Source organism: Staphylococcus sp. Z5-21 (assembly GCF_056529615.1).
In genome coordinates this window covers 398,141-415,981 of the sequence record NZ_CP096462.1, presented here as the reverse complement: position 1 = coordinate 415,981, position 17,841 = coordinate 398,141, and the positions used below count along the sequence as shown (strand labels likewise).

The 17,841-nt window shown below is 32.3% G+C and carries 14 protein-coding genes and 1 pseudogene; 5 read left to right on the top strand and 10 right to left on the bottom strand.

Annotated features, from left to right (window positions below; all coding sequences use genetic code 11):
• Window positions 1-28: 28 nt before the first annotated feature.
• The 3 genes and pseudogenes from M1D64_RS01865 to M1D64_RS01855 form a co-directional block, all read right to left on the bottom strand.
• A complete protein-coding gene (locus M1D64_RS01865; RefSeq protein WP_069826146.1) occupies window positions 29-214 on the bottom strand; it encodes a helix-turn-helix transcriptional regulator in 186 nt (61 codons plus the stop codon).
• Window positions 215-706: 492 nt separating this feature from the next.
• The gene (locus M1D64_RS01860) at window positions 707-2,236 is read right to left on the bottom strand and encodes a sodium:solute symporter family protein (RefSeq protein ID WP_115343716.1); all 1,530 of its coding nucleotides are present in this window, start codon (window positions 2,234-2,236) and stop codon (window positions 707-709) included.
• Between the two features lie 25 nt (window positions 2,237-2,261).
• Window positions 2,262-3,143: pseudogene (locus M1D64_RS01855) on the bottom strand (N-acetylneuraminate lyase).
• A gap of 260 nt (window positions 3,144-3,403) precedes the next feature.
• Between M1D64_RS01855 and M1D64_RS01850 the strand changes: the two are divergent.
• Window positions 3,404-4,276 (top strand): ROK family protein, encoded by an 873-nt coding sequence (locus M1D64_RS01850; RefSeq protein WP_041079322.1) that lies wholly within the window; start codon window positions 3,404-3,406, stop codon window positions 4,274-4,276.
• 84 nt (window positions 4,277-4,360) lie between these two features.
• Here M1D64_RS01850 and M1D64_RS01845 read toward each other — a convergent pair whose 3' ends face one another.
• Window positions 4,361-5,158 carry a MurR/RpiR family transcriptional regulator gene (locus M1D64_RS01845; protein WP_037537659.1) on the bottom strand — a complete coding sequence of 266 codons (798 nt, stop codon included), beginning with the start codon at window positions 5,156-5,158 and terminating at the stop codon, window positions 4,361-4,363.
• 166 nt (window positions 5,159-5,324) lie between these two features.
• Here M1D64_RS01845 and M1D64_RS01840 point away from each other — a divergent pair, with 166 nt between their 5' ends.
• On the top strand, window positions 5,325-5,993 hold the full coding sequence (locus M1D64_RS01840; protein ID WP_037537658.1) for an N-acetylmannosamine-6-phosphate 2-epimerase: 669 nt from the start codon (window positions 5,325-5,327) through the stop codon (window positions 5,991-5,993).
• 76 nt (window positions 5,994-6,069) lie between these two features.
• Here the strand turns inward: M1D64_RS01840 and srtA are convergent, their stop codons facing one another.
• Window positions 6,070-6,669 carry a class A sortase SrtA gene (gene srtA / locus M1D64_RS01835; protein ID WP_002482327.1) on the bottom strand — a complete coding sequence of 200 codons (600 nt, stop codon included), beginning with the start codon at window positions 6,667-6,669 and terminating at the stop codon, window positions 6,070-6,072.
• Window positions 6,670-6,891: 222 nt separating this feature from the next.
• Between srtA and M1D64_RS01830 the strand changes: the two genes are divergently transcribed.
• Complete coding sequence (locus tag M1D64_RS01830; protein ID WP_011302346.1) at window positions 6,892-7,383, top strand: GNAT family N-acetyltransferase; 492 nt, start codon at window positions 6,892-6,894, stop codon at window positions 7,381-7,383.
• Window positions 7,384-7,457: 74 nt separating this feature from the next.
• A complete protein-coding gene (locus M1D64_RS01825; RefSeq protein WP_075339888.1) occupies window positions 7,458-8,627 on the top strand; it encodes an ArgE/DapE family deacylase in 1,170 nt (389 codons plus the stop codon).
• Between the two features lie 189 nt (window positions 8,628-8,816).
• On the opposite strand, the gene M1D64_RS01820 is transcribed toward M1D64_RS01825, so the two are convergent.
• The 5 genes from M1D64_RS01820 to M1D64_RS01800 all read right to left on the bottom strand — a co-directional run bounded on the left by M1D64_RS01820 (window position 8,817) and on the right by M1D64_RS01800 (window position 15,351).
• Window positions 8,817-9,491, bottom strand: coding sequence for a haloacid dehalogenase type II (locus M1D64_RS01820; protein WP_037537657.1), 675 nt, complete (start codon window positions 9,489-9,491; stop codon window positions 8,817-8,819).
• Window positions 9,492-10,366: 875 nt separating this feature from the next.
• Window positions 10,367-11,437 carry an NAD(P)-dependent alcohol dehydrogenase gene (locus M1D64_RS01815; RefSeq protein WP_041079326.1) on the bottom strand — a complete coding sequence of 357 codons (1,071 nt, stop codon included), beginning with the start codon at window positions 11,435-11,437 and terminating at the stop codon, window positions 10,367-10,369.
• 18 nt (window positions 11,438-11,455) lie between these two features.
• Window positions 11,456-12,949, bottom strand: coding sequence for a xylulokinase (xylB, locus tag M1D64_RS01810; protein WP_480977538.1), 1,494 nt, complete (start codon window positions 12,947-12,949; stop codon window positions 11,456-11,458).
• Between the two features lie 7 nt (window positions 12,950-12,956).
• A complete protein-coding gene (locus tag M1D64_RS01805) occupies window positions 12,957-14,249 on the bottom strand; it encodes an MFS transporter (protein WP_480977537.1) in 1,293 nt (430 codons plus the stop codon).
• A gap of 85 nt (window positions 14,250-14,334) precedes the next feature.
• The gene (locus M1D64_RS01800; RefSeq protein ID WP_480977536.1) at window positions 14,335-15,351 is read right to left on the bottom strand and encodes a LacI family DNA-binding transcriptional regulator; all 1,017 of its coding nucleotides are present in this window, start codon (window positions 15,349-15,351) and stop codon (window positions 14,335-14,337) included.
• A gap of 337 nt (window positions 15,352-15,688) precedes the next feature.
• Between M1D64_RS01800 and M1D64_RS01795 the strand changes: the two genes are divergently transcribed.
• Window positions 15,689-17,761 (top strand): helix-turn-helix domain-containing protein, encoded by a 2,073-nt coding sequence (locus M1D64_RS01795; protein ID WP_181877471.1) that lies wholly within the window; start codon window positions 15,689-15,691, stop codon window positions 17,759-17,761.
• The last annotated feature ends 80 nt before the right edge of the window (window positions 17,762-17,841 follow it).

Genomic DNA, 17,841 nt, shown 5'->3' with positions numbered 1-17,841 from the left:
TAAAATTATTTATTTTTTCATATTTATTTCAAGAAAAAAGTTCATCTACTGTCACATCAAATAACTTCGCGAGTTTAAATGCTAATGACAATGAAGGGTCATATTTATCATTTTCTATAGCATTGATTGTTTGCCTTGATACTCCCAATTTTTCACTCAAATTTTCTTGAGAAACGCCAGTACGTTTTCTATATATTTTAATTTTATTTTTCATTTAATCAATCCTTAAAAGTGTACTTTGAACGCATAGTTAAATAATTAAATAGTAGTAGAAATAGACCAATAACCAAGAATATAATTTCAGGATATGTCGATATTAATGCTCCATCCATATCAAACCAACCAAAGGTTCTTAGTATAAATATAAACAACAAACAGTACACGAGCCAAATAAAACTTTTAGCTAGTATTTCTACAAACATTTTACTTTGTCTTTCATCATATTTCGATCTACCTTTGTGTTGGTTTAAAGTTTCTTTTGGTAAAAATTTATTGGTAAACCAAGTCCAAATAGTAGAATATTCATATTTAACAATCCTAAATGTCAAAGGTTTTTTACATTTTTAATATAACTATCCTACTAGAAAATGTCAAATTTATTTTACATTTTCTATCTTGAGATTCTTCGCATATTTAATTGCTAATTAAAAAATAAATTACAATAAAAAGCTTACCAGTGTGTACTACACTGATAAGCTTTACTTATCTATTTCTTCACATGTATTTTAGAAACGTAATTTGATTTTTCTTTAATATCAAAAATAGTTAAGCCAACAATATCTTTTTTCTTACCAGGTATTACAATACTGATTAGATAAGAGAAGATAAATGCAACTAGGAATGAAATAATGGATACAAAGAATGGCGAATTGCCACCGCCAACACCATTGAAGATATAAGCGAAGATAATACCTAACGCCAAACCGCATATAACGCCTAGGGTATTTGTTCGTTTCGTAAAGATACCTACAGCAAATACACCCGCGAATGGCACACCTACAAGGCCCGTAATTAATAGGAATAAATCCCATAAGTCATTAGAATCTGAAGCAATTAAGTAGATAGACATACCAAATCCAAATAAACCAGAAAGTATAATCATCCATCTAGCAAAAGTAACTTCGTCTTTCTCTTTACCTTTACCGAAAAATCTATGTTTGATATCGACAGATAAACAAGCTGAAATTGAATTTAAGCTTGATGAAATTGTAGATTGTGCAGCTGCAAATATTGTTGCAATAAGTAATCCGGCAATAAATGATGGCATTTCTGTCAGTATGAAATAAGGTACAATCGATGATGTATTAAAACCTTCTGGCAAAGCACTTTCATGTGTGTAGAAGGAATAAAGCATTGTCCCCATATCATAAAATAATGGGGCTGAAATCAATGCCAAAACACCATTCATCCATAATGATTTCTTCGTTTCAGACATGGATTCAGATGCTTGATAACGTTGTACAACATCTTGACTTGCAGTATATTGATGCAAATTATTAAATATATTCCCTAAGAAAATAATAGGAATTGCTGCCGCGGCAGTATTAAACTTCCAATTATTTGCACTGATTAATTTTTTATGATCTAGCGCGTCCGTCACTACAGTTCCCATACCACCTTTGATATGTACAATGCCCAAGATAATGATTGCTGCAGCACCACCTAATAGGATGACCCCTTGAATGAAGTCACTCCATACCACACCTTCAAAACCACCAAGGAATGTATAAAGAATACACAATATCCCTACTAGACTCGCTACGACATAAGGATTTAAATCAGAAACCGCAGTAATCGCTAGCGTCGGTAAATAAATCACAATAGCTACCCTTCCTAAATGGAACAATACAAATAGCAACGACCCAATCACACGGACACTCGGCCCAAATCGTGCTTCTAAATATTCATAAGCTGATGTCACCTTTAATTTTTTAAAGAATGGTACATAAAAATAAATTAACAATGGAATAATAGCTACAATAGCGACATTGCCAGCTATGTAAGACCAATCTGTTAAAAATGCTTTTTCTGGTGTCGACATAAATGTAATCGCACTTAATGTCGTTGCATAGATAGAGAACCCAACTGCCCACGAAGGCAAACGGCCACTAGCTGTAAAGAAACTATCTGTGTTTTGACTTGCTCGTTTTGTAAAATACTCACCCACCAATAACATTAATACGAGATAAACTATTACAGCTACCCAGTTCCACGTCCCAAAACCTACTTGTTGCATTTACTTCATCCCCTTACGCGATGTCTTATAAATTATAGTCTTTAATCAATTTGTCTAATTTACTTCTGTTTGCTTCGTTAAATGGTTTAAATGGACGTTTAGGTACGCCGCCGTCAATACCACGTGATGCTAAAATCTCTTTTAACGTAGAATAAATCCCCATAGATAATACATTTTCGATAATATTATTGGTTTCGTGTTGAATTTCATAAGCTTCCGCAATATTGCCATTTTGCGCTTTTTCAAATATTTGTCTTGCACGCACACCATTGACATTATAGGTTGAACCAATTGCACCATCTACGCCTGATACTGCTGCTTGAACTAACATTTCATCAAATCCTGATAAGATTAATTTATCTGGAAAAGCTTTACGAATTCTTTCTAATAAGAAGAAGTTTGGCGCTGTATATTTCACACCAATGATTTTTTCATGGTTGAAAAGTTCACCAAATTGTTCAATCGAAATATTTACACCCGTTAAATCTGGAATTGCATAAATAATTAAGTTATTTTGTGTAGCTTCAATAAGTTCAAAATAATAGTCTTTAATTTCTTCAAATGAAAATGGATAATAGAATGGTGTGACTGCAGATATCGCATCATACCCAAGTTCTGTAGCATACTTACCAAGTTCAATCGCTTCATTTAAGTCTAATGAGCCAACTTGCGCAATCATTTTCACATCGTCATTGACCGCTTCTTTTGCGACTTTGAAGACTTGTTTCTTTTGTTCTTTACTGAGCAAGAAATTCTCACCTAAACTACCATTAACATATAAGCCATCTAATTTTTCTGTCTCAATCGCATTTTTGGCAATTTGTGCTAACCCTTCTTCTTTCACTTATCCATTTTCATCAAATGGTACTAATAATGCTGCATATAATCCTTTAAATTTATCTTCCATGAAATAAACCTCCGTTTGCTTTTATGAGTATTCTTCTGTTAAAAACCCTGTGTTCCTTTATCCAAGTTGAAAAATGTTTGTTTAATACTATTTACAGTTCGAATTGTAAACGCTACCATAGAGTGTATCAATAGTATTTTGAAAAAATTCATCATTTATACTAAATTTCAATGAAAATATTTTTCAAAGTTATTATAGCTACACTTTTAAATTTAAAAATGATACATATATATTTGAATACCTTACAGGAGGCAATATAAATGACGGATTATAAAGTCGCAATTGATATCGGAGGCACTGATATCAAAGCTGCTGTTTTAGATAACGGCTTAAATTTTGTAGATTATCAAAAAATACCCACACCGAATAATATAAATGAATACATCGTTGACAAAGTTTATGACATTGTTAAACATTTTCAAATGACCTATAAACTTTCACCACTGCATGTAGGCATTTCCAGCGCAGGTGTAATAGATGAAACCAATGGCGTGGTTGATTATACTGGCCCTACCATTCCGAATTTTAGGGGCACAAATTTCCCCAAACTGTTAGCATCACTCAATGCGGATGTCAAAATTTACAATGATGTTAATGCGGCTTTATTAGGAGAACTTTATTTTCATCAATATGATGTAGATAACATTTTTTGTCTTACTTTGGGAACTGGTATTGGTGGTGCTTTTTATAATCAAACTTTAGGTTTATACAATGGCACACGTCATCGTGCGAATGAGATTGGCTACCTATTATATCGCTCTGAAGATCAATTAACATTTGAACAACGCGCTTCTACAACAGCACTTAAATCTTTAATGAAATCCAAATCATTTCCTTATAGCGATGATGTGCCAATGCTATTTAAATTGGCGGATCAAGACAATGAACTCGCCTTAGATATTCTAAATGAATGGAGCTTTAATGTTGCAGAAGGCCTAGCACAAATACAAATCATATATGATCCTGGTTTAATTCTGATTGGTGGAGGGATTTCTGCTCAAGATCAAACTTTACTTAAATATATCGTTCCTAAAATTCAGAATTTCCTTCCACCTGAATATGGTCATGCCGAAATTAAAACGACACACACTAAGAATCATGCTTCACTATTTGGTGCAGTTTCACAATTTTAATAATTTAAAAAAACGCACTTTATCAAAACCAAATATGGTTTGATAAAGTGCGCTTTTAAGTAACAACATCCTACATATAAAATACTATTCATTCAGCACTGTCTTTTTCGTATGTTGATAGACATTATGCATATAATCGTCATCTAACAGTAAATAACTTACAATATCTATTAAAAAAAGTGTCGCTATTTGTGTATTGATAAATCTTGAATCATTGATTCTTGATTGATCCGTAGTAATTAATACCAAGTCTGCACATTCCGTCAATGTACTACCTTCGTAATTTGTTATAGCAACCACATAGGCCCCACGCGCGTGTGCCACTTCAGCTGCTGCAATTAACTCAGCAGTTTCCCCACTATTTGAAATGGCAACAAATGTATCAGAAGTTGTTAATAATGATCCAAATATTTTCATTTGATGCGCATCTGTCGATACACTACCTTTTAATCCCATGCGCATCATTCTGTAATAAAACTCTGTCGCAGATAAACCAGAACTACCTAAACCCGCATAAATAATTTGTCTACTTCTCATGATTTGATTTACAAAACTTTGAATTTTTTCATCAGATATAAATTCACCAGTTTGTTGGATAATATCTTGATGATATTTATGAATACGCTGAATCAACGGACTATTTTCTATCACTTTATCCGTCATTTCTTGCTGTAAATTAAATTTTAAATCTTGGAAATTATCATAGTCTAATTTATTACTAAAGCGCGTAATCGTTGCTGGCGATGTTCCAATCGCATGCGCCAATGAATTGATTGTTGAAAATGAATCATCAAAATGATTACTTTGAATATATTCAACAATTTGTTTGTCTGTCTTTGTAAATAAATGATGATAGCGTTGAATGCGATTCTCAAATTTCATATAATCCCCTGCTTCCAAATTTTGATTTCATTATATTATAAATGAAAATATTTTTCATAACAACGAAATGTATCGATTAATATTTTCTTAGTGTTATATTGAAAATACAAATCTAATACAATATAAATATTCAATTAAATCTACTAAAGTTATGGAGAGTGCAATTATGTTACCACAGGGATTAATCGTATCGTGCCAAGCATTACCAGATGAACCATTACATTCATCTTTTATTATGTCTAAAATGGCCTTAGCAGCATATGAAGGTGGCGCCGTTGGTATCAGAGCGAATTCTAAAGCAGACATTATTGAAATCAAAAAAGAAGTCGACTTACCAGTAATTGGAATAGTAAAACGTGATTATGCGCATTCTGACGTTTTCATCACGGCTACTAGTAAAGAGATCGATGAATTAATTGAAAGTAACTGCGAAGTCATCGCATTAGATGCAACCAAACAAACTCGTCCTAAAGAATCATTATCAGAGCTTGTATCCTATATAAGAAATAAAGCACCAAACGTTGAAATTATGGCGGATATTTCTACACTTGAAGAAGCTAAAAATTCAGACGAACTTGGTTTCGACTATGTCGGCACTACGTTACGTGGGTATACGTCATATACAAAAGGTCATATTTTATATGAAAACAACTATCAGTTTTTAAAAGATGTCTTGGCTCATGTAAATGCTAAAGTCATTGCTGAGGGTAATGTAATTACACCTGAAATGTTTAAAGATGTAACAGATTTAGGTGTTCATTGTACTGTTGTAGGTGGCGCGATAACAAGACCGAAAGAAATCACAAAACGTTTTATCAATGCTTTTGATAAATAATACAATAAAAAAGACCTTATCTTAAGAATGATCTGTATCGTGTCATCATTTCTATGATAAGGTCTTTTATTTAAACTTATACCGCTTCAGCTATAAATATTTTACGATCTTCCCAAGTATTTGTTTGTTCATTATAGTTGTCACAAGTAATTAACGTTAATTGTTTTTTACTAGACTTGTGTTCATCTAAAACTTGCACATCTTCAGGTTTGACATCAAATATTTTTGTGATTTTATAGACATTGTTCTTATTGCCTACTTTAAAGCGCACTTCACTGCCTTTTTTCGCTTCTTTTAAATTAGAAAATTGATAATCAGACGATCCGATATTAGTATGACCAGCAATGGCAATATTCTGATCATCTAGCGACTCATCCGCTTCTGCAAAGCTAACACCTCTATCTAACAGCTCAGGCGTTGCCGGTCCTGGATAAACAGGCGTCTTTATTTCTGCATCTGGGACTGTTAAGTATCCCACCATCTCAGATTTATCTTTTGGAATTTCCTGTTTGTTTTCTTTTTTATTTGCAGCATCTTTATCATACGTTTCTATTTTTTCTTCGCTTTCTTTTTCATGTAAATACTGGTCAATATGCGGTTTAGCGAATAAATAAATCGCTGCTAATATGAATAGCATACCAATTAAGGTAATGAGTCGATTCCCCCATTTTTTCATACACGTGTAACTCCTTTTCCAAATCATCTTTTCTTCAAATATTATAAATAAGTATAGCACAACTTATAATGTATGATGTACCTTAATCTAACTATACCAAAAGAAGTATAATGCTACTAAATGTTAACTTTTATAACATACATTTGCTAAATTTTGCGCTGAGGTGTTTAATGATTTTATTATTTAATTTGAAACATAGTAAAAACAAAGGATGGTCATATAATGATAAGACATGCTACTAAAAGTGATTTGCCAAATATTTTAGATATATATAATGATGCAATTTTAAATACAACTGCAGTATACTCGTATAAGCCACAGACCTTAGCATCACGTGAAATTTGGTTTGAAAATAAATCTCAAAATAATGAACCCATTTTTGTTTTCGAAGAACAAGGTGAAGCTGTTGCATTTGCTACTTATGGGTCTTTCCGTGATTGGCCTGCATACCAATACTCAATTGAACATTCTATATACGTAAATGAACATCATAGAGGTAAAGGCATCGCTTCACAACTACTCAAACAACTTATAAATCATGCTCAGGTTGAAGGTTATAAGACACTCGTTGCAGGTATTGATGCTACAAACGATAATAGTATTTATTTGCATAAAAAATTCGATTTCCAACACTCAGGTACGATACAAAATGTTGGTTATAAGTTCGATAAATGGTTAGATCTTGCATTTTATCAACTTGACTTAAGCAAATAAAACACGTCATTACGACATCAACTCACTTCTCCTATGCGTTTTAAAAATGCATGTTAGTGGTGTATAGTACTGTAATGTCAGTATTATCTAATGAAGAACGCGTGAAAATATTATCAGATATCATTGAAATTCAATCCGTAAATGAAAAAGAGTTAGATGTTGCACATTATTTACAAAAACTATTTAAACAATATGATATTAATTCCGAAATATTAGAATTAGAAGATGAATCTTCACGTGCAAACTTGGTGGCTGAAATTGGAAGTGGCAAACCTGTGGTTGGAGTTTCAGGACATATGGATGTCGTTAAAACAGGTGATACAGAGCAATGGAACTATGATCCATTTAAATTAACAGAAGATGATCAGGGTAGATTACACGGGCGTGGTTCTGCTGATATGAAATCAGGGTTGGCAGCACTCGCTATTAGTTTAGTAGAAATTAAAAAAGCAGGTACATTAAATCAAGGTACCATTCGCTTTATGGCAACTGCTGGTGAAGAAGTAACGAGTAATGGAGCTGCTTTATTGCATGAAAAAGGTTATATGGATGACGTTGAAGCATTATTAATTGCTGAGCCTTCGCAAGATGGTATTGTTTATACTCACAAAGGTACGATGGATATCCAAGTGATTTCAAAAGGGAAATCCGCACATAGTTCAATGCCAGAACTTGGATTTAATGCTATTAATCCACTCGTTGATTTTATTCACTATTTAAATGTTGAATATAATAAAGTAGATGTTCGTAGTAAACTTTTAGGTACACCTACAATGAATTCAACGATTATCAATGGTGGCGATCAAATGAATTCCATTCCTGAATACGCAGAATCATTATTTAATATGCGTACCATTCCTGCATATGATAATAAAAAATTCGAAAGCTTATTCAACAGTATAAAAGAAAAAGTAGAAAAAGAAGATAACGCCGATATTACTGTTAATCCTTATGTTAATCGTGATCCAGTATATACGACTGGTGACAATGAATTCTTAAAATTAGCAAAATCTTTAGGCGATGAATATTTCAACAGAGATTTAGATGTTACGTCTTCTACAGCAACTACTGATGCGTCTTATTTAATGAAAGATAAAGGTGAAGATTTCTCATTTGTTATGTATGGTCCAGGTGAAACAGGACAAGCGCATCAAGTTGACGAATATGTATATAAAGATACGTACTTAACATTCATTGATCTTTACACACAAATGCTTCCACAATATTTGAATGACTTTAAATAATCTAATATATTGTTTTTAATACAAGATGTACTAAAAGAGCTTGGGACACAAATAAGTGGCTCAAGCTCTTTTTCTATTTGGCAATGGGTATAGAGTTTATTTCTTCTTCAGTCAATATTAAATTCACTTATAACAACTATCAACATAAAGTAATCCAAAATTTTCACTAAACTTCAAAATGTTATTTTATTATTTATTCATTTCTAACCATTTAACTAACTTATTAAGATTGCTCACAGTCATCGTAGGAGATTGGCCATTATAATCGAATTGTACTTTGTCACGATTTATCCAAACGGTATCAAAGCCAAAGTTTGCAGCACCTGTAATATCCCATGAATTTGAGGAAACAAATAAAATCTCTTCTCTAGTCAAATGATAATAATTTAATATTAAAGCATAGCTCGCAGGACTTGGTTTATACTGTTTAATTTCGTCCACACTCATGACAGTGTCAATATATTCACTGATTTTCGAATTATCAACTAAAGGCATTAACATGCTATCATTACCATTCGATAGCACACCTATATCTATATTTTTAGCTTTTAAATCCGAAAATACTCTTGGTATTTCTTTAAAATAGTCTAGATCTAAAAAAGCATCAAACAATTGATTAATATCTTCTCTATTATATTGTACTTTGTGTTCATCTAACGTATATCGCAAAGCATCTTTAGTTAAATCATCAAAAGTGATATAACGTTGCATAATTTGTTTTAAAAACATATGTTGTAATTGTGTTTTTCTCCATAATTGTGAGATAGAAGATGCTTGCGCTTCATCAAATTGGTCCATATGCTTTTCAAGTGAAGATATATCAAAAATAGTGCCATACACATCAAAAATAATCGCTTTATACATCATTAACCTCCCCTTCATCCAAAAATCAAACTCACTTACTATTTATCACCAATTTAATCAATCAAAACCGTTTTTACTCAAATTCTATATATAGCTTACTAAACCTAATTAATTAAATTTTTTAATGTCTTCAATCATTCGATTCATATAAACACTTTAATTATAGTTATCATGCTAAATATTAAAAATTTGTAAAATTACACTTATGTAGATTATATAATCTTAAAACGGTTATAGCATAGTAAAAAGGAGGCTGGTTGATATGAAAAAACTTTTTCTGGTAGATTTATTAAACTTGTTCTTCATAGCACTGGGTTATTTAATAATCATTGCAATCCTACTATTTTCATTCGACTTACTTGAAATTAAAACAACCGGTTCTGTTTTTCTAATCGCCCTGAGTCAGATTACTTTTGTTAATATTTTTAGTAATTCAGTATTCAATGGATTATTCACTTTATTTTTAATCATTTCTTCTCTAATCTTCATATATAAATCAATCGATTTATATATATAAAGCAAATAAACGTGCACTTAATGATAATGCGACGTCATCATGAATGACTTTATAGCAGTAATTAGTATTTATCGCAATTAAAATCGTTTTATCTTTAAAATGTTTTTGATTTAATATTGTAAAGATACATTATAAGTTATATAATATCCATATAGAATGTGTGTGTTTATATCGAGGCTTGTGATGTGCCGTTAATTATCATAGTTATATTCCATTCCCAGAATTAAACTTTATGCACCCATTTTAATCTATGATATAAAACTACATTCTTAAAATGTGCGCTTAATTGTGTGTGCATTAAAAAGAGAACTAAAGTCACATTCAGGCTGTGACTTTAGTTCTTCTATTTATAATCAATTTATTCAGGTTTACCATTAGGATAAACCATTACTTTTAATGATCCACTCTTATTCGTTCTCGCCTGTTCCATCGCTTCTTTTGCCTCATTTAAATCATAAGCATCCGTGAACATCGTGTTTAAATCTGCTGATGTGGACGCCAACATTTCTAGACCCATATCATACGTATTTGCGTATCTAAAAATACCTACAATATTGATTTCATGATTTGCTATAAAAGGAATGTTTAACTCAATATTTTCTTGTTGAGGTAAACCAACAATAGCTAATGTACCACCATTGTTTAAAGCAGCTAAAGCATTTTGTAGAGCAATTGGGTTACCCGCTGTCTCAAATGCATAATTAACACCTTTACCTTTTGTAATTTCATTAATTCGTGTAGCCACATCTTCTTCTTTAATATTAATTGCATGTGTTGCACCTAATTTTAATGCTTCGTCTAGACGTATTTTTTCAAGATCAGATACAATAATTTTTGTAGCACCAAATGCCTTGGCTGCCACAACTGCCATGAGCCCTACTGGTCCCATTCCCATAATAACCACTGTTGAGCCTGGTTGAACATTGGCTCTTTTACAAGCTTGCACACCTACAGAAAATGGTTCATTAAGGGTTGCCTCTTCGTATGATAATGCTTCTGGTATATGGAATAAAAAGCCCTCAGGATGGCTGATATATTGACTAAATGCACCGTCAACTGGCGGTGTTGCAAGAAATTCTACATCCGGACATAGATTGTATTTCCCTGATTTACAATACTCGCATTCACCACAAGGCACACCAGGTTCAATCGCTACTCTATCCCCGACTTTAAATCTTGTTACATTACTACCTACATCGGTCACTACACCTGAACACTCATGTCCTAGAATGAGAGGTTTTTCAACTACAAATTCACCTACACGTCCGTGCTCATAATAATGTACGTCTGAGCCACATACCCCTACAGCCATAACTTTTACCAAGACATCTGTTGCGCCTATCTTCGGCACTTTAACTTCTTTCATTTCCATATCAAATGGCTTATTTAATAATGAGATATTCATTGTTTCTGGTATATTTTTTTCCATAATTGTACTCCTCCTATATTATTTAATAGTTAATAATTGTTGCGTTAATGTCTGTGTTTGTTCATAAATTTGTCTATAAATGTTATAATACTGTTCATATTTTTTATGGTTTTCCAAGTTTGGATAATACGTTTTATCATATTCAATAAAAGCATCTACACAGTCTTCCATAGATTTAAACCAACCCAATCCATAAGCTGCCAGCATTGCTGCACCCATACCTGGTCCCTCTTCATATTTCAAAGGTGTGACCTCTGCGTTAAAGACGTCAGCTTGAAGCTGTAACCAAAAATTACTTTTAGATCCTCCACCAATCGAAATAACACGATTACTGTTACTGTTCGCTTGCATCATGTATCGATACGATTCATAAAGCGAGTATGTGATCCCTTCAATTGTTGCTCGTGCAAAATCAGCCTTAACTGTATTACTACTTAAACCAATAAAGCTGCCTCTTATATATGCATCACCATGAGGTGTACGTTCACCTTGTAAATATGGGGCAAATAGTAAACCATTGGCACCAATTTGAGATTCGGCAGCCTGTTGCACAATATCATCAAAGGATTCATCATCAAACATTGTACGTTTTAACCAATTCAAGCTATCTCCTGCACTCAAAGTCACCCCCATTGTATATGTGATTTGAGGCAATGCATGATTAAAATAATGTATATTGTTTCCTAATGATTTTTCATTTTCTTGTGAGCAAGTTAATACAACACCAGACGTTCCTATACTGCATAAAGCCTGTGCTTCATTTATAACCCCTGCTCCTAAGGCGCCACAAGCGTTATCAGCTCCGCCAGCAAATACAGCGACATCATTATCAAGCCCTAATGCTGCTTTTACATCTTCTGTTAAATTACCAACAAAATCATGCGAATTAATTAACTTAGGATATATATCACCTATTGCTAATTGTTCACCTACTCGTGTATCCCATTGCTTTGTATCTGTATTCAATAATAACGTACCTGCAGCATCACTATATTCCATTGAAATATCACCAGTCATTTTGTATCTAACATAATCTTTAGGTAGTAAAAACACATCTAATGCTTGCCAATGTGTTGGTTCATTCTCTTGTAGCCACAATAATTTAGGTAAAGTAAATCCTTCTAGTATTGGATTTTTCAGCAATGTTTCTCCAAACTGATTTTTGATTGATTGGCATTGTTGTGTCGTTCTTGTGTCATTCCATAAGATTGCATTTCTAATTGGTTCTCCTTGGTGATTCAGTGCTACTAATCCATGCATCTGTCCGGAGAACGATGCGCCAGATATTTTTTTATTTTTCAACTCATCTAACTTAAGCAGTTCTTCAATGCTTTTCATAACCGCTTCAACCCACGAATCTGGATCTTGTTCATTATAACCAGGTTCAGTTTGAATTAATGTCAATGGTTCACTCATTTGACCAACTACTTGCCCATCTCTATTAACTGCGATTGTTTTAACTGCACTTGTACCTAAATCGATACCTAGAACGACCTCTTCCACTAAAATCATTCCTTTACTAATTAGTTTGTGTTTGTTTATTCATTTCAGTTACTTTACGATCATCTATACCCGGTTGATGTACTTTTATAAAGTAAGTAATCACTGCACCCACGAAATAACAAATTGCAAATGCCCATACGACACCAACTTCATTAAATATTGGTAAGAACAGTGTTGCAATGGCTGGTGCAGCAAAATTACTCAAACCTGCAGCTAAATTATGTGATGATAACGTTGCACCAATATGTTCAGGTTCTAATGCAGTAAAAATTGCAAAAATTGGAACAAATGCTGACTGCGTAATACCAAATAACACTGCACATAAAATAGCAATAGCAAATATATCTCCACTCAATATTGGTAAATAATAGAAAAGTAACGTTGTAATGCCACATCCTATACAACCAAATAACATGACTTGGCGTTTCCATCCAATCTTATCCGCTACAATACCCCATACGACATCTCCTACAATACAAGTAATATGCATCGTTCCCCATGTCCATAGCCATTGTTGCATTGTAAAACCAATCGTATCTGTAAATAAAACAGGGAAAATAACGACTAATCCAAATAGAGAAAGCTGATTAATAATCCTAACTACAAACACTTTAATAATATCTGGATTTTTATAGACAATCCCCACTTCTTTAAGTACTTTTACATATCTTTCTTTAATAGGCTTATCCACATTAGGTTTAATACTTCTCTTGCCAACGACATAGAATGCAATTAATCCACCTACCCCAATCCAGATGACAGACATCCAAAGTGTGCCCATAAATCCTATATGAGGGATAGTAAAGCTTGGTAAATATGTACCAATCACACCCATACCTACTGAGAACATTGCCCAGAACCAACCTATAGCAGTTGCCAACCGCGCTTTATTCGTAATATATGTTACCCACACTAAAAATCCATATAAGAATAAAGGATAACCTAATCCTCTAATACCGTACATGAGCAACATCATACTGTAATTTTCTAAACCAAGCCCAAAAACTAAAAATAATATGTGAAATACTAACCAAATAACTGTTCCTAGAACCATCACTTTTCTCGGACCATAGACATCTGATAAAACTGCCGCTAACCATGAACCGACGACTACCATGACACCATATAACGTGAATACAAGTGATGCTTGTCCGCTTGAAAAACCTAAATCAACAATGTTTTTTGATAAAAATGCTTGTTCGATGCCATCACCTGTCATGAAAATGAATATTGCAATGAGCGCTGCAAATATGATTCTCGGTACTCCCATCCAAGTCTTTTCTCTCACGCTATTACTTGAAGTATCCAAATTAATTCCCCCCTTTATGATTAACCATCTTTTAACTTAAACGTTTAAGTTAAATTCAATAAAAACCCATATAGTCATGGATTTTTTAAGTTTTATTAAATGAACACGATTCACGGATAATCAATTTTGTCGATAGTTTGATTGACGTTACATCCTTACCTTTAATCAATTTATAAATCATTTTTGCTGCAACCTGACCCATTTCTTTAACTGGTTGAGATATTACTGTAAGTTTAGGTGTATAAATTTCATTCCAATAACTATCATCAAAACCCACGATAATAACATCTTTTTTAATTTCTTTTTCACTTTCTTTTATGGCTTGTAACGCGCCTAACAGTAATAAATGATTCGTAGCAACAATTCCTTTAATCCCTTTACTTAGCAAAGTCTTCGTAGCTTCGTAACCACTATAGATTTGAGCATTTGTCCCTAATTGTTGATCACTATAATGAATTAATGACGGATTAACATTTAAATCAAACTCGGAAATAGCCTTATTATAGCCATTTTTCCTGCCAATTGTAGTGCTAATATTAGGATTCGCAAGTAGTAAGCCCACTTCTTTACATGTACTTTCTAAAACACGTTTTGTTGCAATATAACCCGCTTCTTCATTATCAACGGTTATTGACGGTAGGCTTGTAGATTCAAGCTCTCTATCCAACGTCATTATCGGTATTTTCAACCACTCACGCTTCATTTGAAATTTTGATTTCACTGGCACAAGTATAATAGCGCTTACATTTTGTGATACAAATGTTTCTATTAAATCTTGTTGTTTGTCTTCATTTTCTTCTGAAGATGCAACGGCAACATGTAGATGATGTTTTTGACACTCGTGGCTTATCTCAGTTAACACTTCTGTAAAAAATGGATTTTGGTCTGGGACAATAAATGCAATAATATTGGAACGTCCTGTCTTTAATCCCCTAGCAAATTGATTAGGTTCATAGTTCAATGTTTCTATGGCATTTAGCACCTTATCTTTGGTTTTATCACTTAATTCAGAACTTTTATTGTTCAACACGTTTGATACTTTGGCAATGGATACACCGGCCACACGAGCTACGTCATGCAAAGTAGGTTTATTATTTTTCATCTCTCTCACCTTAAACGTTTAAGTTATACTGTAGACTTTTACAAGTCAATATATACATTATAAGAACTAACCTTTGTTTTTGCAAGCGCTACCAAACAAATTTTGAATTTCCTCGCTTCAAGTTTTCTTAGACATCTTTTTATTAATCCAACACCCCAACTTTTTAATACCATCTGTACAAAATCTAAAATATAAATAAATTCACCCCTCATTAATTATTTCAAATAGTCTTTATATTAATAAATTTAGATATTCAACATTTTCAAACAATGAAGTTGTACAATAATAATATTATTATCTAAATCAATCGTTATTTATCTAGGCAAAGGTGATATTTGTGATTAGTTCCTTATCAATTAGAAATCATTACACAACTGAATTAAAAAGATGTATAAACAAAGTTATTATACTACTCCCCTTAAATAAACCTTGTAAAATCAATTTAAATGGATCAACGATTACCATTGAAGACGGGATCATCATTAACAACGCTGATCTATTTCAAATGTTCGATGTACAAGATTTAGTAGAACTAAGTTTGCCTTTACCATTATTTTTTGAAAAAGATACCTGTCTTTCAACCTCTTACTTTGATTTCAATCACATCAAACTTGTAGAACAGTTTAGAAATTTAATACTAGAGAATTTGCGCTTACCCTTACAAGATGAAAACACTGCAAGTCTTTATATTTCAAATATCATTGACTTTTTAATTAAAGAAGCTAAAGTAACCTTAAATACAGTCTATATTCCACCACTTAATACCAAACATCCGCTATTGCAGCAAATAACTGAATATATACATCACAATATCTATCATAAAATAAGTACGAAGAATGTATCTAAAGCATTTTATATTTCACAATCATATATCTCAATATTATTTTCCAGTATTCTAAATATGAACTTTAAGCATTACACTACTTCATTAAGAATTGCTTTATCATTATTTGATTTAATACAAAATGATCAAAGTATTTATGATGTGGCTATCAAATATCAATTTACAAATGTAAGTACGTATTCAAAACATTTCAAACATTACATTCAGATGCCACCCAAAAAATATATTTATAATTTTAGGCAAGAATACTATAACGAGCCCAAACAAATTGATATAGATCAAGCTAAAACGATTCACTATTTTGCACAAATTCAAAAGTCAGCTAAACGTGTAGACCACATTGCAAAGACACTCAACTTATCAACATTATCTTTTAGCGATACTTTTAATGAACCTCATACATTCATACAATTAGAAAGACTTGATGACTTAGTACACTTTGATGCTATGATTTCAGAACAAAATGATATCCTTGTATTTCCAAAAGTAAATATATCTATATTAGATACGCAAATCATTCATTTAAATGCCTTTAAATTACAACAAGTATTAACATCTATACACCAACTCATTGATAGAAATTATCACATTACGCTTAAAATTACGTCTAAATTTTTAACAAATCAATCTAGTACTTTTTTGCGTAAATTATTGCTTGAATTAAAAAATAACTTAAATCATATTACATTACAGTTAGATTTAACTTTTAATGAAGCTAAGTCGATGACTGAAACGATTAACAATATCAAACAGTCTTACCCACAAATAAAAATTGGTGTGATAATTGATAAGATTATTGAAAACAGTGCTAATATACTACAAATTCGTCGCTTTATGTCATTGTTAGAAACTGATTTATATTTTATTAACTTAGATTTAATATCTTTAGCAGAGTTAATCACACAAAAAATCTCACCTATACAACAGGACCTTGATTTAAAAGCACGTATCGTATTGTTTATTCACAGTTTAGGTTCTAAGCATGCTAAAAAATTGATATTCAATCACCTTACCCATAGTGCAATAAAAAGTTGCTATCACTACTCTAAACAAGAAACACATGTCGCAATAACTCAATTTCTTATTGAATTTAATCAACTTATTGGAGGATTTGGTTATCCTTACTATTCTGATGATTATGATCGCATCATGTTGTTCAATCAATATCAAAGTGCTATGCCAGTGGTTCATATTTACGGTTTGTTATCACCTTATTATAAGCAACCAATTACAACACTGCCTTATGCTATCGTCACAAAAACCAAAACACACTATCATATATTACTTTTTAATAATCTTAGCGAATCAACGATTTCAGTTAATATCAATCATCATTTCATTAAGTCATTTCCAATATTTTCTAGTTTAATCAATAGTGAATATGGTCTGATTAACAATTTAATACCTCAAAATATAAACCAAACCTATATAGATAAATCACTATTAAAACAAATAAACAGAACGAATTATCCACGTTTAAAATTAACAATGCATTATTTTAAAGATCCTTTGATTTTCAAGCTAACAAAATCTGCTTTACTTAACATTATGATTTCTATCAATTAACTCAAAAAAGAACCTGAGACATCCATTTATGCCTCAGGTTCTTTTGCATGCGCACTAGCCCTAATATTCACTTTATATCC